The 26,737-nt window shown below is 42.2% G+C and carries 24 protein-coding genes; 21 read left to right on the top strand and 3 right to left on the bottom strand.

Annotated features, from left to right (window positions below):
* The first annotated feature begins 142 nt into the window (after positions 1-142).
* The 10 genes from A5882_RS08675 (at position 143) to A5882_RS08720 (ending at position 10,952) form a co-directional block, all read left to right on the top strand.
* Positions 143-709: a DUF1836 domain-containing protein gene (locus tag A5882_RS08675; protein WP_008377223.1), complete on the top strand. Its 567-nt coding sequence runs from the start codon at positions 143-145 to the stop codon at positions 707-709.
* Positions 702-1,562 (top strand): DegV family protein, encoded by an 861-nt coding sequence (locus tag A5882_RS08680; RefSeq protein ID WP_005225280.1) that lies wholly within the window; start codon positions 702-704, stop codon positions 1,560-1,562. Before A5882_RS08675 ends, A5882_RS08680 begins: the two co-directional genes overlap by 8 nt.
* Positions 1,563-1,694: 132 nt before the next feature.
* Complete coding sequence (gene yycF / locus A5882_RS08685) at positions 1,695-2,399, top strand: response regulator YycF (RefSeq protein ID WP_010747607.1); 705 nt, start codon at positions 1,695-1,697, stop codon at positions 2,397-2,399.
* 3 nt (positions 2,400-2,402) lie between these two features.
* A complete protein-coding gene (gene walK / locus A5882_RS08690; protein ID WP_008377228.1) occupies positions 2,403-4,244 on the top strand; it encodes a cell wall metabolism sensor histidine kinase WalK in 1,842 nt (613 codons plus the stop codon).
* Positions 4,241-5,551 carry a YycH family regulatory protein gene (locus tag A5882_RS08695; RefSeq protein WP_086372670.1) on the top strand — a complete coding sequence of 437 codons (1,311 nt, stop codon included), beginning with the start codon at positions 4,241-4,243 and terminating at the stop codon, positions 5,549-5,551. Before walK ends, A5882_RS08695 begins: the two co-directional genes overlap by 4 nt.
* Entirely contained in the window at positions 5,552-6,406 is an 855-nt protein-coding gene (locus tag A5882_RS08700) for a two-component system regulatory protein YycI (RefSeq protein ID WP_005237391.1), read from the top strand.
* Between the two features lie 55 nt (positions 6,407-6,461).
* Positions 6,462-7,268: an MBL fold metallo-hydrolase gene (locus tag A5882_RS08705; protein WP_005237390.1), complete on the top strand. Its 807-nt coding sequence runs from the start codon at positions 6,462-6,464 to the stop codon at positions 7,266-7,268.
* A gap of 42 nt (positions 7,269-7,310) precedes the next feature.
* Positions 7,311-8,048: a MurR/RpiR family transcriptional regulator gene (locus tag A5882_RS08710; protein WP_008377233.1), complete on the top strand. Its 738-nt coding sequence runs from the start codon at positions 7,311-7,313 to the stop codon at positions 8,046-8,048.
* A 155-nt stretch (positions 8,049-8,203) separates the two neighbouring features.
* Positions 8,204-9,496, top strand: a complete 1,293-nt coding sequence (locus A5882_RS08715; RefSeq protein ID WP_005237388.1) for a PTS sugar transporter subunit IIC — start codon at positions 8,204-8,206, stop codon at positions 9,494-9,496.
* A gap of 25 nt (positions 9,497-9,521) precedes the next feature.
* On the top strand, positions 9,522-10,952 hold the full coding sequence (locus A5882_RS08720; RefSeq protein WP_086299172.1) for a 6-phospho-beta-glucosidase: 1,431 nt from the start codon (positions 9,522-9,524) through the stop codon (positions 10,950-10,952).
* Between the two features lie 44 nt (positions 10,953-10,996).
* Here the strand turns inward: A5882_RS08720 and A5882_RS08725 are convergent, their stop codons facing one another.
* The gene (locus A5882_RS08725) at positions 10,997-11,641 is read right to left on the bottom strand and encodes a CPBP family intramembrane glutamic endopeptidase (protein ID WP_008377239.1); all 645 of its coding nucleotides are present in this window, start codon (positions 11,639-11,641) and stop codon (positions 10,997-10,999) included.
* 217 nt (positions 11,642-11,858) lie between these two features.
* On the opposite strand from A5882_RS08725, the gene groES reads away from it, so the two are divergent.
* The 5 genes from groES to A5882_RS08755 all read left to right on the top strand — a co-directional run bounded on the left by groES (position 11,859) and on the right by A5882_RS08755 (position 17,279).
* Entirely contained in the window at positions 11,859-12,143 is a 285-nt protein-coding gene (gene groES / locus A5882_RS08730; RefSeq protein WP_005225291.1) for a co-chaperone GroES, read from the top strand.
* A gap of 32 nt (positions 12,144-12,175) precedes the next feature.
* The gene (gene groL / locus A5882_RS08735) at positions 12,176-13,804 is read left to right on the top strand and encodes a chaperonin GroEL (RefSeq protein WP_005237384.1); all 1,629 of its coding nucleotides are present in this window, start codon (positions 12,176-12,178) and stop codon (positions 13,802-13,804) included.
* Positions 13,805-14,609: 805 nt separating this feature from the next.
* Positions 14,610-15,356, top strand: coding sequence for a YcjF family protein (locus tag A5882_RS08745; protein WP_005225303.1), 747 nt, complete (start codon positions 14,610-14,612; stop codon positions 15,354-15,356).
* A gap of 97 nt (positions 15,357-15,453) precedes the next feature.
* Positions 15,454-15,960 carry a hypothetical protein gene (locus A5882_RS08750; RefSeq protein WP_005237370.1) on the top strand — a complete coding sequence of 169 codons (507 nt, stop codon included), beginning with the start codon at positions 15,454-15,456 and terminating at the stop codon, positions 15,958-15,960.
* Positions 15,960-17,279, top strand: coding sequence for a glycosyltransferase (locus A5882_RS08755; RefSeq protein ID WP_005237369.1), 1,320 nt, complete (start codon positions 15,960-15,962; stop codon positions 17,277-17,279). Before A5882_RS08750 ends, A5882_RS08755 begins: the two co-directional genes overlap by 1 nt.
* A gap of 64 nt (positions 17,280-17,343) precedes the next feature.
* On the opposite strand, the gene A5882_RS08760 is transcribed toward A5882_RS08755, so the two are convergent.
* Positions 17,344-18,042, bottom strand: coding sequence for a GntR family transcriptional regulator (locus A5882_RS08760; protein WP_034868333.1), 699 nt, complete (start codon positions 18,040-18,042; stop codon positions 17,344-17,346).
* A 199-nt stretch (positions 18,043-18,241) separates the two neighbouring features.
* Between A5882_RS08760 and A5882_RS08765 the strand changes: the two genes are divergently transcribed.
* The 4 genes from A5882_RS08765 to A5882_RS08780 all read left to right on the top strand — a co-directional run bounded on the left by A5882_RS08765 (position 18,242) and on the right by A5882_RS08780 (position 21,923).
* Positions 18,242-19,621 carry a glycoside hydrolase family 1 protein gene (locus A5882_RS08765; protein WP_086372671.1) on the top strand — a complete coding sequence of 460 codons (1,380 nt, stop codon included), beginning with the start codon at positions 18,242-18,244 and terminating at the stop codon, positions 19,619-19,621.
* 12 nt (positions 19,622-19,633) lie between these two features.
* The gene (locus A5882_RS08770; protein WP_086299174.1) at positions 19,634-20,947 is read left to right on the top strand and encodes a PTS sugar transporter subunit IIC; all 1,314 of its coding nucleotides are present in this window, start codon (positions 19,634-19,636) and stop codon (positions 20,945-20,947) included.
* A gap of 146 nt (positions 20,948-21,093) precedes the next feature.
* The gene (locus tag A5882_RS08775; RefSeq protein ID WP_005237365.1) at positions 21,094-21,393 is read left to right on the top strand and encodes a MazG-like family protein; all 300 of its coding nucleotides are present in this window, start codon (positions 21,094-21,096) and stop codon (positions 21,391-21,393) included.
* Positions 21,394-21,464: 71 nt separating this feature from the next.
* Positions 21,465-21,923 (top strand): N-acetyltransferase, encoded by a 459-nt coding sequence (locus A5882_RS08780; RefSeq protein ID WP_008377253.1) that lies wholly within the window; start codon positions 21,465-21,467, stop codon positions 21,921-21,923.
* A gap of 345 nt (positions 21,924-22,268) precedes the next feature.
* On the opposite strand, the gene A5882_RS19790 is transcribed toward A5882_RS08780, so the two are convergent.
* Positions 22,269-22,409, bottom strand: a complete 141-nt coding sequence (locus tag A5882_RS19790; protein WP_005237363.1) for a hypothetical protein — start codon at positions 22,407-22,409, stop codon at positions 22,269-22,271.
* Between the two features lie 612 nt (positions 22,410-23,021).
* Here A5882_RS19790 and A5882_RS08785 point away from each other — a divergent pair.
* A complete protein-coding gene (locus A5882_RS08785; protein WP_008377254.1) occupies positions 23,022-24,665 on the top strand; it encodes an SH3 domain-containing protein in 1,644 nt (547 codons plus the stop codon).
* A 244-nt stretch (positions 24,666-24,909) separates the two neighbouring features.
* Positions 24,910-26,682 (top strand): oleate hydratase, encoded by a 1,773-nt coding sequence (locus A5882_RS08790; RefSeq protein WP_086372672.1) that lies wholly within the window; start codon positions 24,910-24,912, stop codon positions 26,680-26,682.
* Positions 26,683-26,737 lie beyond the last annotated feature (55 nt).

A 26,737-nucleotide genomic window follows, 5' to 3' on the forward strand; every position in this document is an offset into this window, starting at 1 on the left:
TTTCAAATGATAGGAAATTCTTAAAAGATTGATCAGATTGCTTTAAAAACTCAGAAAACCGTGATAAAATGTATCTAGTTATCGAAACTAGATGATTAGTTTGTGATAATCTAACCTTCTGTTCGTCAAAATGGAGGATGACATGAAAAAATTACAAGCAGACATGAAAAATTGGGGCAATTCATTGCTGAAATTCCATCTGCCGAGATGGGAAGAGTTGCCAACCCTGGAACTGTATATGGATCAGGTAATCACTTTGATTGACCAATACTTATCACCGGTGATCCAAACAGAAAAACATCCGCTATTGACCTCTTCTATGGTCAATAATTATGTCAAAAAAGGGATGATCCCCGCACCAGAGAAAAAACGCTACAACCAAAAGCATCTCGCATTTTTGATCGCGATCACGATGCTGAAGCAAGTGTTGACGATTCCAGAAATAAAGACAGGCATCCTTTTTCAAGGGAAAGCTGTCGGAATCAGAAATGCCTATAATGTATTTTGTGAAGAACAAGAAAAAGCAATCCATCTTGTTGGCAAAGAAGCAATGGGAGAGCCCGAGCAAATGGCATCGGAACCAATCCCGATTGAATTAGTGGCCATGAAAGGTGCAACGCGTTCCTTTGCCAACAAACTATTGGCAGAAAAAACAATCGAATTAGAAGTCATTTATTTAGAAACACATAAAGGAGAAGCCCATGAATAAAGAGAAAATTGCCCTATTAGTTGATTCAGGTACCGATGTTCCCGCACAGATCATGGAGCAATACGGCATGTATATGCTGCCATTGCAAATTATTTACAAGGATCGGACCTATACCGATAAAGTTGATATTACTGCCGAAGAAATTTACGAACGTTTGCCGCAAGAGATTCCTAGTACTTCATTACCTGATGGCGCGGCGATCGGGGAAATCTTTGATCGGATCAAAGCCGATGGGTATGAAAAAGTCTTTGCTGTAACCATCTCCAGCGGATTGAGTGGAACGTTTAATGTTGTTCGCCTGTTAGGTGAACAACGGACGGATCTTGAGGTTTTCGTGCTTGATACGAAAAATATCGGAATCGGTGCAGGGCTGCAAGCGATTCGTGCAGCAGAACTGTTAGAAAAAGGCGTGACTTGGGAAGAACTGCGGGCACAATTAACGAATGAAGTGCCGAAAAACAAAGTCTTTTTCAACGTAGCTACCTTAGAGTATTTACAAAAAGGCGGCCGCATCGGTCTGGTCGCATCCATCTTAGGCAATGCCTTGAAATTGAATCCAATTATCTCTTGTAATGAAGAAGGGATCTACTATACGGTCGCAAAATCTCGTGGACGGAAGAAAAGCTTGGACAAAACCGTTGACTTGATCAAGCAATTCATCGGTGATCATCGCCATGTGCGTTTAGCTGTGGCGCAAGGTGATGCACTGCAAGAAGCCAAAGAAATGAAAGCACGATTAGAAGCCGAATTTCCTAAGGTCAAAGAAATCTTATTTGGGCAAATCTCTCCCGCGTTAGTTGTCCATACGGGTCCTGGGTTGTTAGGGATCGGTATTCAACTCTTAGAAGAGTAAAAAAGAAAGGCCCCGTGCCTTTCTTTTTTTGTGCTTTCCTTAAGAATGAGGCGGCGGTTTTTGGGAAAGATGAAAAGCCTGTTTAAATAATGTATAATAAGTAAGAAACCAAAAAAAATTGAGGTGACATTTTTGAAAAAGATCCTAGTAGTGGACGATGAGAAACCAATTTCTGATATCGTCAAATTTAATTTAACCAAAGAAGGATATGAAGTATATACCGCCTATGATGGAGAAGAGGCATTAGAAAAAGTAGCCGAGGTCGATCCTGATCTGATTTTGCTTGATTTGATGCTACCAAAAATGGATGGATTGGAAGTTGCACGGGAAGTGCGCAAAACCCATGACATGCCGATCATCATGGTCACAGCCAAAGATTCTGAAATCGATAAAGTACTAGGCCTTGAGCTTGGTGCGGACGATTATGTAACCAAACCATTTTCAAACCGGGAATTGGTGGCCCGCGTCAAAGCCAATCTGCGTCGCGGCTCGGCAGCTGCGAAGGAAGCAGACGACAATGCCAACAGCGAATTAACGATTGGTGATTTAACAATTCATCCGGATGCCTACATGGTCACTAAAAATGGTGCAGCCATCGAATTGACGCACCGGGAGTTTGAATTGATGCACTACTTGGCAAAACATCTTGGTCAAGTGATGACCCGAGAACATTTATTGCAAACTGTCTGGGGCTATGACTACTTTGGTGATGTTCGAACCGTTGACGTGACGGTGCGCCGTTTGCGTGAAAAAATCGAAGACAGCCCGAGCCATCCAAACTATTTGGTTACTCGTCGCGGAGTGGGCTATTACTTGCGGAACCCAGAACAGGAATAAGCTATGAAAAATAAGGTTCGCTTTTTTCAATCGGTGAACTTCAAAATCGCCCTGACTTTTATCTTGATCTTATTGATTGCGATCCAGATTATCGGGGCGTATTTTATTCGCGAATTGGAAAGAACAACGGTCGATGCCTTCAAACGCGACATGGAGGCACGGGCCAGCACGTTAGTGGTGACATTAGGCTCTGAATTGAGTCGCATGGATAATGATGACGGGTTGGATTGGGATTCCATGAATGCTTCCCTGAATCGAATCTTAACGAGTACCAACTCTTCAGAAATTTTGGAGATGCGGGTGGTGGATGAGCAAGGGATTATTCGTGCAACCACCAATATCAATGATCGTGGCTCGGTGGGAGAAAAAAATGATTACCGTGATTACGATACGAACCGCAGTGAAGTCCTTTATGATGAATCCAGCGGTCAGCGGGTGTTCAATATCGTCCAGTCGATCCAATCACCGACAGGGGATACCGTTTTAGGAACCCTTTATTTACGGAGCAATCTAGAGTCAAAGTACAATGAAGTCAGTACGACGGCGGTCATTTTTGTTACCGCCTCGCTGATAGCGGCAGTGATTTCGATCATTGTGGCACTATTGGTCTCTCGTTCGATTACCCAACCAATTGGAGAGATGCGGGAACAAGCGATTCGCATCGCTAAAGGAGATTATAGCCGCAAGGTCGCGATTCATGGGAAAGATGAATTGGGACAATTGGCGGAAACCTTCAATCAACTAGGAGAACGAATCGAAGAGACTCAAGAGGCGATGGAGTCCGAGCGAAATCGCTTGGATAGTGTCTTATCCCACATGACAGACGGCGTTGTTGCCACCGACCGACGAGGCAAAGTCATTACCATCAATGAGATGGCGATGTCCTTGTTGAATGTCACAAACGAAGAAGCGATCGGGCAGTCGATTTTGACGTTATTGGAAATCGATGAAGAATACACGTTACGAAAGCTTTTGGAAAATCCTGAAGACATGCTTTTGGAACGTCCTAGCAATGATTTGACGGGAACAAATCTGATCTTGCGCATTGATTTCTCCATGATCCGTCGAGAGTCCGGGTTCATTTCCGGTCTAGTTGCGGTAATGCACGATGTCACGGAACAAGAAAAAAATGAGCAGGAACGGCGAGAATTTGTCTCCAACGTTTCCCATGAGTTGCGAACACCTCTAACGAGTATGCGTAGTTACATCGAAGCGCTGAGTGAGGGTGCTTGGAAAGATCCAGAAATTGCGCCGAACTTTTTGAAAGTGACTTTGGATGAAACGGATCGAATGATTCGCATGATCAATGACCTGTTGAGTCTGTCGCGGATGGATAGCGGCAATTCGCAACTGCAGTTGGAATACATCAATTTCAATGAAATGGTTAATTTCGTGTTGGATCGTTTTGACATGATGGTGACGAATGAAAGCAAAAAATATTTGATTCGTCGGGAGTTCACCAAACGAGAATTGTGGGTGGAAGTCGATACGGACAAAATGATCCAAGTGATCGACAACATCATGAATAATGCCATCAAATATTCGCCAGATGGTGGGATTATTACGGTGAAATTGATGGAGACTCATAATAACATCGTCCTTAGCATCAATGACCAAGGACTAGGAATTCCGAAAAAAGATCTCACGAAGATCTTTGATCGTTTTTATCGAGTCGATAAAGCTCGAGCCCGCCAACAAGGAGGCACCGGCTTAGGGTTGGCGATCTCACGTGAAGTCATCAAAGCTCATGGCGGTGCGATTTGGGCGGAAAGTCGAGAAAATCGCGGGTCAACATTTTACATCATGTTGCCTTATGAACCGTATGAGGAGGATTGGTGGGTATGAGAATCTCAGAAAAAATCATTCGAGCAGGTTTGATCGTGATGATCGCCTTGAGTTTTTATTTCTCCTATATGATTTGGCTAAATCCGACCGGGTTCAACAATGCCAGCACCGAAACAGATACTGGCGTCAATCCTTCGGTTCAAACCTACAAACAAAAAAGTGATTTGTTTTTGCCCCTATATCTGACATGGAATGACGAAGAGGATATCAAAGAAACCAACTCTGAAGCGGTGATTCGAGAGATCCAAGAGGTGATCAACGAGGCAACGATCAGTGATTTGACCCTGCGAACCTATGGTGAAGAACAGGCTTTTTCGAAAGCCCAAGAGGTCGATCAAGGAATATCCTTAAACTACTATACGACGTTTTACTTGAAAGATTACGAGAAAACCTTTGATAAAGAACTGTCCTTAGAGGACGAAAGTGAAACAGAGGATTTTCCGTTTTCTCGCATCCAGTTTGATCTCGAAGAAAATACGATCCAATTTGTTGACTTTACCCATCAACGAGTAGTTCGAGGCAAGATCGACTGGGATAAAAGCCAAGTAAAACACTTACTAGCAGACAATCCTCGGGAATGGACGGCAATGAGGACTGATCAAGAACGATCCAGCAATCAATACTATACGCAGGATTCGATCAAGCTAAAAAAATACAGCTACTATTCTTCGACACAGTCTCAGAGTTTGTTCCGAGAAGCCTTTTTCAGCAATCCTAAAAATGTCAAGATCAATGACGAAAGTGTCGATACCTACTATTATGAAGGTGGGCAAAACATGACGGTCTTGCAAGATCAGCAGCAAGTCAAGTTTGAAACCACCACAGACGGTTCCGATGAAATGGATCTGGCAATGTTGAGTGCGGATTACATTATTCGTCTAGGCAATAACTTTGGGACGATCCGCTATTTTGATCAACAAGACAAACACTTGGATTATCGGGTTTTCGTCGAAGGCTATCCAGTCTTTAGTACTGGCGGCCAAGGGGTGATCAGTGTCGCTTTTTCAGAAAGTGGTCAGACCGGCAGTCGTGAAATGACGATTTCTGCCAGCTTGAACGCAATTCAAGTGCCGATTCCTTCTGAAACGGAGATTGAATTGCCTTCTAGTTTGTCAGTCAAAAATGATTTGATTGCGGCAGGGGCTGACCCAGAGCTGTTGCAACAGATCATCGTCGGCTATCAATGGGGGGAGATCAAAGATGCACCACTGGTTGATTTGACACCTGCTTGGTATGTCAATTATGACTCGTCTTGGATTAGCTATGATGCATTAATGACAAAATTAGCAGAAACGGAGGAGAATTAATTGGATTTTAAACGAATCGAATGGATTTTTTTCCTCGCTTTTCTTGGTCTGAATGTCTTTTTATTCAATGTTTATAGTGAGGCTCGCAGCGAGCATCAGATGGTTTCACAATCAAACCAAACGATTCCTATCGAACAACGACTCGATTCTGAGGACATTCGGTATTCTGGTGAATTATCAGACGAGGTCTTGAGTGGCTATTATTTGAGCGGTGAACAGACGGATTTTGAGGCAGAACTACGAAATCCGCAACTCAATACTCAGTTCAAAAGAGGGTCGACGGTCAAAGGGCAGCAGTTGATCCATGTCTCAACCAATGGCTTTTATATCAGTGATGATTCTCAAACGGAAGAAACCGTCAATGGTTTCTTGCAACGTAAAGACCAAGTCCTGTTTGGGGATGAATATGACTATTTGGAAAACCTCTCTGTCTTGAACGCCAATCATCCGACGGTGGTGGCGGTCCAGTCGTATGAAGGCATTCCTTTCAATGACAGCTCAAGTCGGATCGATATCACCTTAGAACAAACGGATGATCTACTGCAGATTGCCCGTTATACGCAAACACATATCTCCAATATTACGCCTCTAAGGGAAAAGATGACGGTCTATTCAGAAAAAGAAGCAGTAAATACGCTTTATCTGAACAACAAGCTGCCAAGTCACTCGAAAATTCTCTGGACGGAATTAGCCTATACGATGATTTTGAAGGTTAGGGAAAAAAACGTGTATATTCCTGCATGGTTTATTGCTTTCCAATTAGATGGCGATGACACCATTCAAATCGAAACGGTCAATGCCTTCAGCAATCGGATCATCACGAATAATGCCGTTCAAAAGGTAGAAAATCCATAAAAAAGCGGGTATAATGGAACTCGTTGAAACAACCAGAGAGGAAGTCACGTAAACCATGATGAAGGAAAATGCCTTTCAAGTAAGTATTCTAGCCAGCGGAAGCTCAGGGAATTCGCTCTATATCGAAAGCAATAAAAAGCGGATCTTAGTGGATGCCGGTTTGAGCGGCAAGAAGATCACTTCATTATTGGATGAAGTAGGGCGCAAACCAGAAGACTTGGACGCCATTCTTGTGACCCACGAACATCGGGACCACATCCACGGTGTTGGAGTACTGGCACGAAAATACAAACTTGATGTCTATGCGAATACAAAAACATGGCAAGCGATGGATCCAATGATCGGTAACGTCGCTGTCGAACAAAAACATATCTTTGAAATGGGAAAAGTGCTGACCTTGGGTGACTTGGACATTGAAAGCTTTGGCGTCTCTCACGATGCTGCAGCGCCGCAATTTTATCGTTTCCATAAAGACGGCAAATCATTCGTGATGTTGACGGATACCGGTTATTGCAGCGATCATGTGCGAGGCATTATCAAAGGCGCCGATGCGTACCTTGTGGAAAGCAACCATGACCTAGAAATGTTGCGAATGGGTCCTTATCCATGGAGTCTCAAGCAGCGGATTCTTGGAGATCGCGGTCACTTATCGAATGAAGATGGCGCACTTGTCATGACGGATATCTTGACCGACAACACCAAACGGGTCTATCTTGGTCATTTAAGTAAAGAAAACAACCTGAAAGAGTTGGCGCACTTAACGATGGTCAACACCATGAAAGAACATGATCTAGGTGTTGGAGAAACGTTTGAAGTCTTTGATACCGATCCTGACAAAGCGACGGAATTATTTGCGATCTAATCGATCATCAGAGCGATGAATTTGTTGGGTGGAGGCAGTGGGATGTTTGATGAAGAAAAAATCAAGACTTTGAACGAGCTTGAAATGGCAGTTTATAAATACATTGTCCAGCATTTTGAAGAGATCGATCAGCTGACGATTCGCGAATTGTCAGCTGCATGCCACGTCTCAACGTCGACGATTTTACGATGTATCACGAAATTGGGCTATCGTGGATATTCAGAGTTAAAGTATGCAATCTGTCAAAAAAAGGAACAAGACGCACGAGCGTTTGATCTTTTCTATGATGCAACGATTCAAGTCAATACATTCTTAAAAAAAGTCAATAATGAAGATTACCGTAAGTTTATCCAACCGGCAGTAGAATTGATTCTTTCCGCACGCCATGTGGCGTTTTCCGGTATCGGCACAAGCGGCATTCTGGGCACCTATGGCAGTCGCTATTTTGCCAACTTAGGCATTAATGCTTATAGCATCGTTGATCCCTTTTTGCCAGTACCGTCTCGTGGAATGGAAAATACGTTAGCGATCATTTTATCGGTGTCGGGTGAAACCATTCAAATGATCAAGCAAACGGAAGACTTCAAACGCTATGGAGCAAAAGTACTCAGCATCACCAATGATGAAAAATCGACGATCGCCCAAATGGCGGACTACAATATATCGTATTATATGCCCGTCGTAAGTGGCGGAAAAGAAGTCGATTTGAACCTGACAACGCAAGTCCCGGTGATTACACTGATCGAACTTTTAGCCCATCAAGTCTACAAGCAAATCTAAGCGATCGTAAAAAAACAGCTTCGGCTGTTTTTTTTGTTGGAACATGTTTCATAACTTAGAAAAGCTATAGGCAAGGGGAATATTATCCATTAAGATTTATTTGTAAGCGAATTCACTGGCCGGTGGATGGAATTTTATTTTAGGAGTGATGTGAGATGAACGAATGGATCAATGAGAAATTATTACCCCCAATATTAAAATTTGTTAATACGAAAGCAATCACTGCATTAAGAAACGGTATGCTTTATACGATGCCCTTTTCAATCGTAGGATCGATTTTCCTGCTATTAGCAAACTTTCCCGTCCAGTCGATTGCGGATTGGGTAACGAATAGTGGCTTAGGTGAATACTTCAACCAAGCCTATGGCGCCTCTTTTGCAATTATGGCTTTTTTCGCCGTAATGGGTATCGCCTATTCGTATGTAAAAGCAGAAGGTTACGAAGGACTCCCAGCAGGAATGATTGGTTTAGTTATTTTCTTATTAACTATGGAGTCAAGTGTAACGGATGCTGAAGCAAATGTGACCATCGCAAATGTCATTGATAAAACATGGACTGGTGGACAAGGCATGATCAGTGCCATCTTAGTAGGGCTTTTTGTGGGTTGGGGCTATACTTGGTTCTTAAAACGCGACATCCGGATCAAACTGCCAGAACAAGTACCCACCAATGTTGCAAACTCATTTACAGCGTTGATTCCGGCAGCTGTTTTGACGACCATCGCATTAGGCATTTATGTTTTCTTTGATAAAGTCTTTCAGACAACCGTGGTCGAATGGATCTACACCGTGATTCAAAGTCCAATGCAAGGTGTGACGGATTCTCTTGGCGGTGCAATGATGCTAGGCTTCTTAGTACCATTCTTGTGGTTCTTCGGGGTTCATGGTTCGACGATCGTGGGCGGCATCATGGGGCCGATTTTACAAGCCAATTCATTAGCAAATACGGCTATTCTTGAATCTGGTAAAGCATTGACATTGGAAAATGGGGGACACATCGTGACCCAACAGTTTTTAGATCAATTTATGACGGTAACTGGTGCAGGAATGACAATTGGCATCGTGCTATACATGGTTGCTTTTGCCCGTTCAGCGCAGTTCAAACAATTAGGACGTCTCTCCCTGATCCCAGCATTCTTTAATATCAATGAACCAATTATTTTTGCGACACCGATCGTCATGAACCCAATCATGGTCTTACCATTTATTTTGACACCGATGGTTTCAGGCGTGATCACGTATTTTGCACTTTATACCGGTATCGTACCGTTATTTACTGCTGTGCAAGTTCCGTGGACGACCCCGCCGATCATTTCAGGATTTCTAGTAGGGGGCATCCGGACCGCTATTTTACAATTTGTTGTTTTAGCAATCGGCTTCTTTATTTACTATCCTTTCATTCGTAAGGTCGATAGTTTGAACTATAAACAAGAAACAGAGATCGTTTAATACCAAGGAAGCAGGTTGAACAGAAATGAATAAACTTAGAAACGATTTTTTATGGGGTGGCGCAGTCGCTGCTCACCAATTGGAAGGCGGCTATCGTGCGGGTGGAAAAGGCGTGAGTGTCGCTGATGTCATGACTGTAGGAGGCAACGGAATTTCTCGCCGAATCACGGAAGGTATCCAACCGGGCGAAAGCTATCCCAATCATGAAGCGATCGATTTTTATCATCGGTATCCTGAAGACATCAAGCTTTTTGCCGAATTAGGGTTGAAGTGCTTCCGAACATCGATTGCCTGGACCCGTATTTTTCCAAAAGGTGATGAACGCGAGCCAAATGAGGAAGGCTTGGCCTTTTATGATCAATTATTCGATGAGTGTTTACGCTATGGCATTGAGCCGGTTATTACCCTTTCTCACTTTGAAATGCCCTATCATTTAGTTACCGAATACGGAGGTTGGCGTAACCGTAAGTTGATCGATTTGTTTGTCCGCTTTGCAGAAGTTTGTTTTACGCGCTATCAAAAGAAAGTGAAGTATTGGATGACTTTCAATGAAATCAACAATCAAGCAAACTACAAAGAAGATTTTGCGCCGTTTACCAATTCCGGTCTGTTCTTTACCGAAGGAGAAGACCGAGAAAAAATCATGTACCAAGCAGCCCATTACGAACTCGTTGCTAGTGCGAAAGTGGTGGCGCTAGGGCATGCAATCAATCCTGCGTTTCAAATCGGATCGATGATCGCGATGTGTCCAATCTATCCGTATTCTTGCAATCCCAAAGACATGATGGCAGCCACGGTGGCCATGCAGCGCCGCTATTGGTTTTCAGATGTGCATGCCCGTGGACACTATCCGAGATATATGCGCAGCTATTTTGAGAGAAAACAATTTGATTTAGATATCACCCCTGAAGATGAAGCAATTTTGGCAAAAGGTTGTGTTGACTACATCGGCTTTAGTTACTATATGTCTTTTGCGATCAAAGGTAAGGAAAATGATCCAACCTATGACTATGATGAGAGCCAAGATCTGGTGGATAATCCCTATGTTGATGCTTCCGAATGGGGCTGGCAGATTGATCCCGAGGGCTTACGCTATGCCATGAATTGGTTCAACGAACGCTACGAATTGCCGCTCTTCATTGTAGAAAATGGCTTTGGTGCCGTAGATACAGTGGAAGAGGATGGGCAGATCCATGATGACTACCGTATTGATTACCTGAAAGCCCATATCGAAATGATGAAAGAAGCAGTAGCTTATGATGGCGTCGACTTATTGGGTTATACACCGTGGGGCATCATTGACTTGGTTTCTGCTGGTACAGGGGAAATGAAGAAACGCTACGGTGTGATCTATGTGGACAAAGACAATGAAGGAAATGGGACCCTTGATCGTCGGAAGAAAGATTCATTTGCATGGTATCAGCAAGTGATTGCGTCCAATGGCATGAAGGTATAAAGAAAAAAAACGTTACGCAAAATTTCTGCGTAGCGTTTTTTTCTTTAGGGCATTTGGATATAGCCGTAATGAAGCAACAACTGAATAATAATAACTAAAGTGTTCATTCCCACATGGGTAATCATGGAAGTCCAAATGCTGCCGGTCAAGGCATAAAGCCCAGAAAAGAACAGTCCTAAGAAAATATAGACTAAGAGATGATTGTCATTATGGGCAAAGGCAAAGGCTACAGCGCTGACCACTACACCGACCCAAACATTGCTGTATTTCCCAATGATGCCAACTAAGGCTCTGCGGAAGACAAATTCTTCCATAATTGGTCCACCAACCATTGCCGCGAGGGCGAACAGTGGGTTTTGCAGCACAATAGCAATGATATTTTCGGTATTTTGCGAAGCACTGACTTCACCGAAAAGCGATTCGATAAAAATGGCTAGATTTTGCAACAAGATCGCTGCAATAATACCTGTCAGTCCATAAATAAGAATCGATGAAATTTTTGATCTTTTGTGTTCAAACGATAACGGTTCCGTTTGTTTGAAATACAAGAAAAACATGATCGCAGCACCAACTAAATAACCAATCGTTGTTGCGGCCACTTGATGTCCGCTAGGGATGAAGGCGATCGGTAGAAAAAAGACGATGCCGTAAGTAAGAATCGTGGACAAAGAATATTTTGATAAAGACATAGTTGTTTCCTCACACTCCTTTGCTTCATTATAGACTAGGTTGCTTCTAGAAACAAAAAATCCTACTATTTTTATCAATCAAATAGAAATGCAAAAAAAATTTAGCAAAAGGCTTGCAAAAATTTGGGAAAATGAGTAATATTGAAACTGTAAGTTAGCACTCGATACAAGAGAGTGCTAATGCTAAATTCTATAACATTCATTGGAGGGATTTATCGTGTTAAGACCATTAGGTGATCGTGTGATTATCGAAGTCGCAAAAGAAGAAGAAAAAACTGTAGGCGGAATCGTGCTTGCATCAGCAGCAAAAGAAAAACCACAAACGGGTACCGTTATTGCAGTCGGCGAAGGACGCACGCTCGAAAACGGTGAAAAAGCTCCTGTTGCTGTCAACGTTGGCGAACAAGTAATGTTTGAAAAATACGCTGGCACAGAAGTGAAATATGAAGGAACAGAATATTTGATCGTTGCTGCAAAAGATATCATTGCAGTAGTAGAATAAGAAAAATAAAAAATACTTGAGGTGATGAAATCATGGCAAAAGAAATCAAATTTGCAGAAGACGCACGCGCAGCAATGCTTCGTGGGGTAGATAAATTAGCAGATACAGTAAAAGTAACCTTAGGTCCTAAAGGTCGTAACGTGGTTTTAGAAAAATCTTACGGTTCACCATTGATTACAAATGACGGTGTAACGATCGCTAAAGAAATCGAATTAGAAGATCATTTTGAAAACATGGGCGCAAAACTTGTTTCTGAAGTCGCTTCAAAAACAAACGATATCGCTGGTGACGGAACAACGACTGCTACGTTATTGACACAAGCAATCGTTCGTGAAGGATTGAAAAATGTCACCGCTGGTGCGAACCCATTAGGTATTCGTCGTGGGATCGAAATGGCAACAAAAGTGGCTGTAGAAGAGCTACACAACATTTCATCAATCGTTGATTCAAAAGAAGCAATCGCACAAGTTGGTGCTGTTTCTTCTGGTAGTGAAAAAGTTGGTCAATATATCGCTGATGCAATGGAAAAAGTCGGCAATGACGGTGTTATCACTATTGAAGAATCAAAAGGGATCGAAACAGAATTAGATGTTGTGGAAGGAATGCAATTTGATCGTGGGTACTTATCACAATACATGGTAACTGACAACGATAAAATGGAAGCAGCGTTAGAAAATCCATACATCTTGATCACTGACAAAAAAATCTCTAACATCCAAGATATCTTGCCATTGTTAGAACAAATCTTACAACAATCAAAACCATTATTGATCATCGCTGATGACGTTGATGGCGAAGCATTACCAACACTTGTCTTGAACAAAATCCGTGGAACATTCAACGTTGTCGCAGTGAAAGCACCAGGATTTGGTGACCGTCGTAAAGCAATGCTAGAAGACATTGCGATCTTAACTGGTGGTACAGTGATCACTGAAGACTTAGGTCTTGAGTTGAAAGATGCAACCATCGATAACTTAGGTCAAGCAAGCAAAGTGGTTGTGGATAAAGACAACACAACGATCGTTGAAGGTGCTGGTGAAAAAGAAGCAATTGACGCACGCGTTCAATTGATCAAAAACCAAATCGCTGATACAACTTCTGACTTTGACCGTGAAAAACTACAAGAACGCTTAGCAAAACTTGCTGGTGGAGTTGCAGTGATCAAAGTTGGGGCACCAACTGAAACTGAATTGAAAGAGTTGAAATTACGTATTGAAGATGCATTGAACGCAACACGTGCCGCTGTTGAAGAAGGCATGGTCTCTGGTGGTGGAACTGCCTTAGTCAATGTCATCAACAAAGTTGCAGAAATCGAAACAGATGGCGATGCAGCAACAGGTGTCAAAATCGTTTTACGTGCATTAGAAGAACCCGTTCGTCAAATTGCTGAAAATGCAGGCTACGAAGGTTCAGTCATCATCGACAAATTGAAAAACGCTGACTTAGGTGTTGGTTTCAATGCAGCAACTGGCGAATGGGTAAACATGCTAGAAGCTGGGATCGTTGACCCAACAAAAGTAACGCGTTCTGCATTACAAAACGCAGCTTCTGTTGCCGCATTATTGTTAACAACTGAAGCAGTCGTTGCCGACAAACCAGAACCAGCAGCGCCAGCAGCTCCTGCAATGGACCCATCAATGGGTATGGGCGGCATGATGTAAGCAAGCCTTGAGAACTCCTCTTTTGAGGGGTTCTTTTTTTGTACGATCAAAAAATACTTTAACACAGTAAAAGACAAAAAACCTCTCTTCTTAGTATTCTAAGCACCAAAGAATTGGTTCATTGCTTGAATAAAAGGAGAAAGGACTGGTAGATATGAGCTATCTATTTGTCTTGTAAAGGCAGCGTGTTTTCTAAGGAACCGTGAATTACAACCGTTCCCAAAATCCCTGGGCAAACCCAGTAATAAATTCATAAAGAGCCGGTAGGAGCACAGAAACACATAAGACGAGAAAGACCATTTTCTGAACAGCGGTTAATTGCTTGAGGAAATGGTTTTTTGTGAACAATAAATACGCGATACAGATAACGGCAAGTAGCTGCAATAAATCAAATAAAATGGACAAGAAAATCACCTTTTCTAATTAGATTATATGGATGTTAGAATGATGGATTGTCTTAGCATAGAGCAAAGGGTTGAATGATATTGTTCTGAGAAAACGTGAAGATCAACGTTTATAAAGAAACGGTATTTCGACCCCAAAGAATGCGAAGATACCGCTTAAAAGAAAGTAAGTCAATAAGCCTAAATAAAAAAGGACTTTCCAATTCAATTTCTTTTTCATTTGATCCACTCCTTTTGTGTATCATAGCATAAAAAAACGATAATATAAATAAATAATCTAAAGATGCAAATTTGCATTTTTCATCAAGTGTAAGCTCTCTCAAGCTACATTTTCGCTATCTTGAAAAACCTGAGCTAAAATAGAAAGAGGAACAAAATCATGGCTCACTTTGATTTTTTAAATGAACAACGAGTCGAAAGAAGGAGACATTTCTTTGAAAAAACCATGGATAAAACGCAAAAAGAAGCAAAACGAAAATGAATTATTAACGGAACAGTCCGTTCAAGTCGAGCAAAGTCAAACGAGAGAAGAGCTGCAAGAAGAAGCGGAGTTTACTTCTTTTTTTGCGGATGTCATGAAGCGAATGCCGAAAAAATCGGCTGCCCTTGTGATGAAAGGCTATGACGGATCAAAAGCCCAGGCGGAAAAAGTGTTAGCGAAAAGCAAGGATCAATTTGATCAGGTGTTTGAGGAGTTTTTGGTTGGCGTAGATGATGAAACGCGGAAAAAAGCCCACCGCACGATCCATGCGGCTTCTTTGACGGCGGCGATCATCGGCTGTTCACCGATTCCTTTTTCAGATGCAGTGTTACTTGTGCCGGTTCAAATGACGATGATGGCACGTTTGTATCGCATTTTTGGGCGAACGTGGCGTGAAGGGTTAGCGAAGAGTATCTCGAAAGAGTTAGTGGTGGTGAGTTTTGGACGCAGTGCCGTTGGCAATATCTTGAAATTTGTCCCAGCAGTAGGCACCGTTGCTGGAGCTGCGATCAATGCCAGTGTGGCTAGTGGTATCACCGAAGCATTAGGCTGGGTGACTGTCAAGATGCTGAATGATGGGGAAGATGTGTTTGAGCAAGTGATGTCCTTTAAAGGCCAATTTCACACGCTGTTCAATGCGTTGAAAGTTGGCAAGAAATCCAAGTAGGTCAAAAAGAAGAACGAAGCAGGTCCATCAAAAGACGACTTGCTTTTGTTGCTTCTTTTTCTTCACAGCAAAAAATACTTTTTAAGGAGTGAGTAAAATGAAACAACGAGTGACACGGGAAGAAGTCAAAGAACGGTTGGTCACCGATGCGTATTTTCAAAAAGGTCGTTCTGCTTTGAAGACCCGCCAAACGATTTTGACGATTCTTGCTTGGCTGATGGTCTTGGTTCCGTTTGTCTGGCTGGCCATCCCGCTGACTTTACCGAATCTAGCGGATCGGATCGCCTTTCGGACATATCTGGAAGAAGCAGTGACTTTTGATTTTTTGGCGTTGTTCCTAGGAATTTCTTTTTTGGTCTTGGTTCTGACATTTACTTTGTTGACCTTGAGGAACAACCGGCGTTTCAAAAGATTGTTGCAAAAGCAATCGATGCATGACGAAGTTGCCTTAGAAAAACGCAAAGAAGTATTAGAAGCTTTTTACGAAGAACGCTTCGGAACGAAAGAAGAGCGTCACGCTGCCAAGTACTATGCCGTTACTCCTGAGCAAAACATTGGAGAAACGGAGATCCAAGAACTTTTCCGTAGAAATGGGGTGGGCTGATGGTTGTCAATTTTGATACTGGGTTCCCGTGGTTGGATACATTTTTAACGGTTGTTTTAATGATTCTGTTCACGTATCCCATTTTAGGCGGCTTTGCTTGGTTCATCGGGGTGATCTGCAATCGTTTTTTGTTCCGCTATCGTCAGTTAGAGTGGATACCGATCCCCGAAGAAATCGAGCCGATGATCACCATTATGGTACCGGCTCACAATGAAGAAGTCGTAATTGAAGACACGATTCATTATTTAATGAACAATCTAAACTACAGCAACTATGAGGTGTTGGTGACGGATGATGGCTCAACGGATCAAACTCCTGTGATACTAGATCGATTGATGGAACAGTACCCGAATCTAAGGGTTTTGCGTATCGAAAAAAACCAAGGGAAAGCCCATGCCTTTAATATTGGTGTAGGGTTTGCTAAAGGGGAATTGATTTTGAGCAACGACGCAGATACGGTCCCTGAACCTGATGCATTGTGGAAATATGTCAATTATTTCATCCGCCAAGATTCCATCAATATCTCTGCCATTACGGCGAATATGGACGTTCAAAATCGCACAACGATCGTCGGGAAATCGCAAACCGTTGAATTTTCAAGTATCGTAGGAATTATCAAACGAACCCAGCAAGCCGTTTTCGGCGTCATCTATGCCTATAGCGGTGCCAACACAATGTATCGTAGAGCCGCATTGATGGACGTTGGTCTCTTTCGACAAAATCGTGCCACGGAAGATATCAGTATTGCCTGGGACCACCAATTCCATGGTTGGTTGTCATTGTTTGCGTCACGAGTGATGTTTTTCATGGAGGTGCCAGAAACACTCAAGATGCTCTATCGGCAACGGAAACGTTGGGCGAAAGGCGGAACGGAAGTGTGGTTGACCAATTTTAAAAAAGTTTTCTTACACCCTTTTGAAAATATCGGACGAACCGCCATGTTTGTGGATCAGTCCTTAAGTATTATCTGGTCATTCTTTTTCTGGTTGTCTTCGGCTTTGTTTGTTTTTTATCTGATTTATTATGGGGCAACTGGGAATTACGAGCGGATCTACCATATGTTTACGATGGCCTTTCTCTTTGTTTGTTTTGAGATGATTGCAGGGGTCATGCAGCTATTTACCAGCCTTTTGGCGGATGACAACCGCAGCAAGCTGAAGTATTTCCGCTTTGCCCCTTTTTACATGCTGTTTTACTGGATGATTAATGCCATAACGATCGTCACTACCTTTATTCCAGCCGTCAAAACCATCCTTGGCTACGGTAGCGGCGTTTGGGTCAGTCCCGAGCGAACGGCGAAAAAAAACGAAGAATCTTAACGAGTTCACCTTTCCTAGACAATAAAAACAAGTCTGAGTTTTCTTCAGACTTGTTTTTTTGCCATTAAGGTTCAGAAAGATAGTAAATCTCACGATTTTGGTAAGGATAACGAGTTTGTGAAAATTCGAAGGGCCGTCCGTCGGAGAGACGAGCAACTTGTTCTAATTCTAAGATCGGATCATTGGGATCAACTTCTAAATATTTGATATCATAGGAATCCGCTTTGTCGGCACGGATTTTACGTATGGCGGGGCCTATTTTGAGGTGTAAGGAATCAGTGATATATCGATAGATCGAGTGTTCAAGGATCGCCATATCAATATCGGGAATGGTTTTGATGGGCATGATCGTGTACTCCAATTCAAAGGGTTCGTTATCAACATAGCGCAGTCGTACGATATCATAAACAGGTTCGTTTTCTCGCAAGGACAAGTAATCCATTTCGTTGGCTTCTGGGAAACGAACATTGAAACTAATGATTTTACTTTGCACTTTATGCCGCCCGCCATATCGGTTGACTAGACCGATATACTCATTGATCTGTCCTTGGTAGGTCGCTGAATTGACATAGGTGCCATGACCTCTTTTGGTGGAAATCAGGCCTTCTTGCTTCAGTTGATTTAGCGCTTTTTGGATCGTCATTCGCGAGGTTTGAAATCGTTTGGCTAACGCCGTTTGTTCCGGTAGCTTTGATAAAGCTGGAAAAACACCTTCATAAATATTCGTCCGCAACTGATCAACGATCTCTTTGTATTTTGTCATAGTCATCACTCCTTATGTAAAGTAATTCATGGACTTGAGTTTTGTTTGAAGGGGATAAAAACAAGGTATATCATTAAAGAATCAACTGAAATTCATATGTACAGAAAAAGCTTTACATGTGTTCTCGAAAAATTTACATGCCGATTTCACCTAATTATAATAGGTTTTGTAAGCGAATACAAATGATGGAGGAATCAATATGACGACATTTTATTGGGGAAACAGTGTCAGCAGTATGCAGACAGAAGGTGGATGGAATGAAGGTGGTAAAAGCTTATCCGTTTATGATATACGGGAAGCTTCGGAACGGGCTAGCGATTGGCATGTAGCAAATGATAACTATCATGCGTATACAGAAGATTTTGATTATATGCAAGATTTGGGGATGAACATGTATCGTTTTCAAATTTCTTGGTCAAGGGTCGTTCACGATGGAGATGGTGCCTTTAATGAAGAAGGGATCGCCTATTACGATCGTTTTATTGATGATCTGTTAGCTAGAGGAATCGAACCTATGATTTGTTTGTACCATTTTGATATGCCCCTGCATCTAGCGAAAACCTATAACGGGTTCATCAGTAAAGAAGTGAAGGACGCATTCATTCGCTTTGGAAAAGAAATGGTGGATCGTTTTGCGGATAAAGTCCATTATTGGTTAACCTTTAACGAACAAAATCTTTTCCACCAAGACCATGGTTTTAAGATCAGCGGCTATTTAGAAGGGGAAGAAACAACAGAAGAATTGTATCAAATTTTCCACAATGTCATGGTTTGCCATGCAGAGATCTGTAACTATCTTCATGAAACAACAAATGCGAAGATTGGCGGCATGCTGGCGTATTCTGAAGCGTATCCAGCGACTTGTCGTCCACAAGACATCAAAGCAGCAAGAGAGTTTGATGAATTTGCGAATTTTACTTTATTAGATTGCTATGCGCACGGCAAGTATTCGGCAGCACAAGACCGATACGTGAAAAATCATCAACTCAATATGAATATTTTACCTGGGGAATTAGAAGCGATCGCAGCGCAGAAAAATGATTACATTGCCTTTAGCTATTATGCTTCTTCTACCTTGAACGCTGAAAAAATCCCTGAAGGAACGCCGCCAAATCGGTACATGACTTTTGGAAAACAAGACAATCCGTATATTGAAACGACGGAATGGAATTGGCAAATTGATCCGCTCGGCTTCCGTGATGTCTTAAATAAAGTCTATCAGCGGTACCGGTTGCCAGTGTTTCCGATTGAAAACGGAATTGGTGTCAGAGAGCATTGGAATGGCAACGAACCGATTCAAGATGATTACCGGATTGCCTACCATCAAGAGCATATTCGAGCGATGTTTGCAGCGATGGTGGAAGATGGAGTGGTCTGTCTTGGTTATCTTGGCTGGGGACTGATCGACATTTTGAGCTCTCAAGGTGATATGGAGAAACGATACGGACTTGTGTATGTCAATCGTGGCAATCATGAGTTGCGAGATATGAAACGTGTGCCGAAAAAATCGTATGAATGGTTCAAAGAAGTGATCAAAACGAATGGTAGTACGATCTATACAAACCCATATGCAGAATAGGAGGAACAGAAAATGGCAGCAGAAAAGCGCACGTTTTTAGATAAATTTACAGAGTTTTCGGTCCGTCTCGGCAATCAGGTTCATCTCAAAAGTCTTCGTGATGCGTTTGCGACCTTAATGCCTGCCTTTATTATCGCAGGGATCGCTGTGTTGTTTAATAATGTCTTCTTTCCGTGGTTCTTAGAAGGGGCTGCCTTGGCGCGAATGCAAGTGTTTGGCAATTCCATCACCAATGGAACATTGAATATCGCCGGTTTGCTGATTGCTCCGATGATCGCCTACTTCCTTTGTCGCAACAAAAATAATCCGAGCGCCATCAATGCAACCTTTGTGGCAACGACTTGCTTAGTGGTCATGTTGGCGATGGCTCATGCCGTGATGCCGGAAGGCGCCCAAGCAGAAGTGACCATCAGTGGTGTGATGCTGTTTGATGATGTCGGGACCAAAGGGATGTTTTCTGGAATCATTTGTGGGCTAGTTGCCACGGAATTATTTATTCGGCTATCAGAAAACAAGCACTTAGAAATCAATTTAGGGGATCAAGTTCCTCCTGCTGTCAGCAAATCCTTCAGTACGTTGATCCCTGCTATTTTAGTGATTTCCTTCTTTGCCGTAGTTGCGACCGTGCTAGCAGCATTTGATACCGACCTGATTCAAATCATTTCAACAGTGATCCAAGAACCACTGCGTTTATTGAACACATCGATTTTTGGTTTCTTGATCATCTATTCAACGGGCAACTTTCTGTTTACTTTAGGCATTCACCAAACCGTCATCAATGGCACCTTGTTAGATCCGTTGCTGTTAGTCAATATGAATGAGAACATGCAGGCTGTGCAGGACGGTGCTACGCCACCCAATATTTTAAATTCAGCATTTGTGACGGTTTTCGCACAACTAGGCGGGACTGGATTTACGATCAGTTTGATCATTGCAGTGCTCTTATTCGTCCGCAATTACCAACCTTTTCGGGATGTCGTCAATCTATCCCTAGCTCCGGGTATTTTTAATATCAACGAGCCAATCATCTTTGGTTTACCGATCGTCTTCAATTTACCAATGATCATTCCCTTCGTTGCAAGTCCAATTGTTGCGACGTTGATTGGCTACTTTGCGACCGCAGTAGGATTCATTGAGCCACTTTCAGTCATGGTTCCTTGGACGACACCGCCAATTCTTAGTGCATTATTGGCATCAAAAGGGGATTTCAAAGTTGTTTTGGTTCAGGTGATCATCATCGTCGTCTGTGTAGCAATCTATTTTCCATTTCTAAAAATCGCTCAACGGGTTGCAATCAAATCTGCTGAATTGGAGCGGGCAGAATAAAAAAAGGGAATCCTATATTATAGTGACCTACAAAAGTTAGATCAAAATTCTAACGTTTTGGGGTCACTATTTTTTGAGGTGATTTTTTTACTAAGTTTCTATTTTGAATTTTAATTAAATGGTATACTATCCCAAAAGGAGCGACTATGAAACTATCAGAAATGCAAAAAGCGATTTATCAAAACAAAATCGATCACCAATTCAATGTCACCAATATTGAAAAAGAGTTTTTGGCTTTATATGGTGAAATAGGGGAGGCCTTTGATGCCTATCGGAAGCAACAAGAGGTAGGAGAAGAATTGGCGGATGTGGCGATTTATCTTCTTGGGTTAGCAGAAATCCTTTCCATTGATCTTGAAGCAGAGATTCATAAAAAAATGGCCGTCAACCAAAAGCGCCGTTATATCAGTTATGGCAATGGCTATGCAAAACGAATCGATGATTGATACACGCACAAAAATTAGTGGATTCTTCGAGTATAGGCTCGACCGAAATAGAAAGGGAAGCAGGAGATAGGATGGAAAAGAACGTAAGCATGCGTGAATTAACAACGGCAGATTTAGCAGAAGTCGTGGACCACTATATTGCTGTATTTTCAGCAGAACCATGGAATGACCAATTGACAGTGCCGCAAATCACCGACTATGTATCATCAATGATGGCAATGAATACTTTTATTGGTTATCGACTAACAAACCGAGCATCGAATGAATTGATTGGTCTTTCATTGGGCTTTATCAAGCCCTGGTATCAAGGAAAAGAGTATGTGGTCGACACCTTTTTAATTACAGGCACGCACCAAGGAAAGGGCTTGGGTTCCACTTTCTTAGAAATGATCAAAGAGGATCTGCTCAAGAAAGAGATTCCAACGATCCTGTTAGATACCGAAGAAAGTATGCCCGCAGCGGATTTTTACAAAAAGAATGGCTTTAAACCGTTACCAGATAATGTGAGCTATTATTTATCTCTAGATTAATTCAAGCATGTCAATAACTAAAAAGTCTGCAAAAAAATCGCAGGCTTTTTAGTTATGCACAGTTTCAACAGGTTTATCCACAATATATTGTAGGAACGTGTTTTCGCCTACTAAATATTGTGTTTAAGACCCGTTGGAATAAGAAACTGTCGCTTCTTTTGAGGAAGAGTTTCCCTTTATTGCATTGATGGTAGTCATTCGGTGATTTTCAAGGTGAATTGACAATGGTTGAGATAGAAAGTATCATAGCCTGCTTTTTTTTCGATTACAATAAAGACGAGACTCGCCACCCTTCGGCGAAGCCTCGTCTTTTTACAGATCAACAAAAAAAGAAAACGCAGGATTCTACGCTTTCTTTTTCTGTTCTTCTTTTTTCTTGTCTGTGGTCGGTACGGAATCTAGGGCTTTTTTGAAAATCTCTTCTTTTTTCGTTTTGTAGTTATGTTGTCGTTCAGCATAAACTTTTTCTTTCGTCTTTGTTTTCATACTCGGTCACCTCTTCCTTTTTTTTAGTATAGCATAATTTCACAAACTTATGCAAATTCTTGGTTTTCTCCTTGGTATTATAAACTTTCGTATGAAATACATTGTGAAAATATTTCTTTCGGTAGAAGTGAGGGACTTCTCTATCAAAAAATTCGTATCCAGTTGGAAGCGATGTAACAGGATTTCATCATAGCGTCGATCACACTGGTAAAAGAAGCATTCTTTTTGAAAAAACTTTTTTCACAGAATCCCGTGTGTAAAAAAGGAATGATAAATGGGTGATTTTAGTATCGATTTTTGAAAAAGGGGATCAGGAAAGAAATGTTATTCAAATAACAGTCTTGATTTTCAAAAAGTGGGTTTGTTTGTAAAAAAAATCCTGTTTTTATTCGCGAATTAAAATAACGTTGAATGAAATAGCATTTTTTTGTTGTTTATAGAAATCTTTGTAAATATAGTGCCAACGGTCAGCGTCAAAGAGAAAGTGATTAAAAAGAATAACGCAGGAAAATAAATGACACGTTTTATTAAACGCAAATTAAAAAAATACAAAACGAAAACAATATCAAAAAATATTAATTTTTGTTAAAATGGGGTACAGGGGGTGTTTTATTGGAATCTCGGAAAATCAAACGGAAGCGTTTAGTGAAACAAAAACGGTCCCTTTTCGTACAAAAAGGATTGGGTATCACAGCAGCGTTAGCATCAACATCAGGTGTCTTTACGTCTCTTGCTCATGCGACCGAAACGACGAACGCTTCGTCATCAACCAACACAACTGCTACTCTTGCCAGATCGTCAGCTGAAACGGCGATCAATCGACAATTTAAAACAACAGCTTCACTGAATGTTCGTTCAAATGCTTCAACAAGTGCCTCTATCGTAAGTGGTGTAGGAGCAAATACAACAATCACTGCGGTGGCTCAAAAGAACGGTACCTCAGTGAATGGCAATACAATATGGTATAAGCTATCAACAGGCGGCTGGATCTCAGGGGCTTATGTGAAGAGCACCTCAGGCTCTTCTTCTGCCAATACAGGCTCGTCCAATTCGTCGTCTTCTTCATCGGAAAAAGCAATTTCGAAATCAGTGAAAACGACTACTGCATTGAACGTCCGTTCAAATGCAACGACAAGTTCTAGTGTCGTACGCGGTTTGAGCAGTAATGCGACAGTACAGGTCGTTGCACAAAAGAGTGGGACATCGGTGAATGGCACGACCACTTGGTACAAATTGTCCACAGGCGGTTGGATCACGGCAGCCTATGTCAAAGATGTTTCCAGTAGCTCCACAGGCAATAGTTCTTCTGGCGGCAATACAAGTGTTTCTGCAGAAACGGCTATCAGCAAGAACGTGAAAACAACAGCGGCATTAAATGTTCGTTCGAGTGCGTCAACAAGCGGCAGTGTCGTTGGCAGCCTAAGCAACAGCACGACGGTGAAGGTCGTTGCCCAGAAAAATGGCACATCCGTTGGCGGCACCAATGTTTGGTACAAAGTATCGACTGGTGGCTGGATCACAGCGGCATATGTGCGTGACGTCACGTCTAGTTCTGGAAATACAAGTAATAACAATAATTCAAACACAGGTTCAAACAATACTGGTTCATCAAACGGCTCAAGCAATGCGAGTGAGCAAGCCATCAATAAGACGTTCCAAACAACCACTGGGATGAATGTGCGCTCAAATGCATCGACTTCTGCAAGTGTGGTCAGCAGTTTGGGCAGTAATGCGACCTTCAAAGCAGTGGCTCAAAAACAAGGCACGTCAGTCAATGGCAATACCACTTGGTATAAGTTATCAACTGGTGGCTGGGTATCTGCAGCATATGTCAAAGAAGTCAGTGCGACGACTCCTGGCAACAATAACAACGCAGGCAATACTAATGTTCCGATGAGCGTGAACGGAGCAGCGATCGTTGCAGAAGCTAGAAAACATATCGGCACTCCTTATCAATGGGGAGGCAAAGGACCAGATGTCTTCGACTGTTCTGGGTTTACACGCTACGTCTTCTTAAAAGTGACGGGCAAAAACATCGGTGATTGGACAGTCCCACAAGAAAGCGCAGGGACGATCATTCCTGTCTCGCAAGCACAAGCTGGCGACTTGCTGTTCTGGGGTCAAAAAGGGAATACCTACCATGTAGCGATCGCTACAAGTAATACAAGCTATATCCATGCGCCAAGCACGGGTTATACAGTCACCGAAGCACAATCAGGCTTTTCGACTGCTAGCTTCGCTCTACGCGTGAAATAAATATTTTATTGAAAAGGCAAAGGGTTTGTCCTTTGTTAGAAACGCCCCTAAGAAAGCTGCAATCAGTTTTCTTAGGGGCGTTTTTTGTGCTGGGCGCAGATCTTCTAAAAGGTGGGATTTTGCCCTTGTTTTTTTGACAAAAAGGCCGATTTGTCAAAATCACTTGTTTTTACTAGTACAAATTTTTGTCAAAAAAAATAGTTACTGATACCATAAAAACGTACCAATATTAGGAGGGATCTACATGAGATATACGAACGGAAATTACGAAGCTTTTGCAAGAAGCAGAAAACCGAAAGATGTCGAAAAGAAAGAAGCCTATATTGTTGGTGGTGGATTAGCAGGACTTGCTGCGGCAGTCTTCTTGATCCGTGACGGCCATATGGCGGGTGAGAAAATCCACGTCCTTGAAGAACTTTCTTTATCAGGCGGTTCATTAGACGGAAAATTCATTCCCCATGATGGATTTGTGACCCGCGGCGGTCGAGAAATGGAAAATCATTTTGAGTGTCTGTGGGATCTATTTCGCTCGATTCCGTCTTTGGAGGTGGAAGATGCTTCGGTGTTAGATGAGTTTTACTGGTTGGATCACGATGATCCAAATTCGTCTAACTGTCGGATCATCCACAATCGCGGCCAACGACCAGCAGATGATGGAGAATTTACCTTGTCTGCTACAGCACAAAAAGAATTGACTCAATTATTTATGACTTCAGAAGATCAATTGATCGGGAAAAAAATCGAAGATGTTTTTGGCGAAGAATTCTTTGAATCCAATTTTTGGCTATACTGGTGTACGATGTTCGCCTTTGAAAAATGGCATTCGGCGATTGAAATGCGTCGCTATGTGTTGCGTTTTGTGCATCATATCGATGGCTTGCCTGATTTTACCGCGTTAAAATTTACCCGTTACAACCAATATGAGTCATTGGTCAAACCACTACTTGCTTATTTGGAAGAACAAGGAGTCGACTTCCAATATGAATGCACAGTCAGCAATATCGATGTTCGGATCGTGGGCGAGGAAAAAGTTGCTCAAAAACTTGTGCTAGAAAAAGCGGGGGCAATCGAAGAAATTCCTTTGTCAGAAGATGACTTGGTCTTTGTTACCAACGGATCGATCACTGAAAGTTCCACGCAAGGGGACCATTATACTCCAGCGCCTATCTCAAAAGCACCTGGTGGTAGCTGGCGTTTATGGAAAAACTTGGCGGCGCAATCGCCTGATTTTGGTCATCCAGAAGTCTTTTATGAAAACTTACCTGAAGAAAGCTGGTTTGTTTCGGCAACTGTCACTTGGCAAAATTTTGATGTTGAACCTTATTTAGAAAAATTGACCCATCGCAAGTTGCGAACAGGCAGAATCGTCACTGGGGGGATCATCACCATCAAAGATTCCAATTGGATGATGAGCTTTGCGACCCATCGCCAACCGCACTTTAAAGAACAAAAAGACCAACAAACGATCACATGGGTGTATGGCTTGTTGTCAAATACGCCAGGAAACTACATCAAAAAACCAATTGAGCAATGTTCTGGACAAGAAATCGTGCAAGAACTGCTTTACCATTTAGGCGTGCCGGAAGCAGAAATCCAACGCATTTCAAAAGAATCAAGTGTGGCAGTTCCGGTTTACATGCCGTTTATCACTTCCTACTTCATGCTGCGTGAGCCAGGGGATCGGCCATTGGTTATTCCAAATGGCTCCAAAAACTTAGCTTTTATCGGTAATTTCGCAGAGACTGAAAGAGACACTGTTTTTACAACAGAGTATTCCGTTCGGACTGCAATGGAGGCTGTTTATCAGCTATTAGATGTGGAACGCGGGGTACCAGAAGTGTTTGCTTCCGCTTATGATCTGCGTACCTTGGCCAAAGCTGTCTATTATCTGACCGATAAGAAAAAAATCACGGAAATGGAGCTACCATTTATCGAACGGAAACTATTGGAAGGCTTCGTTAAGAAAACTGAACATACCTACATTGGCGATCTGTTGAAAGAAAACCATTTGATTTAATTAAAACACAACGACGACGAGGCGAAAGAAACTGCTCGTGGTCGTTGCGTTTTTT

Source organism: Enterococcus sp. 4E1_DIV0656 (genome assembly GCF_002140695.1).
Classification (GTDB): domain Bacteria; phylum Bacillota; class Bacilli; order Lactobacillales; family Enterococcaceae; genus Enterococcus_D; species Enterococcus_D entomosocium.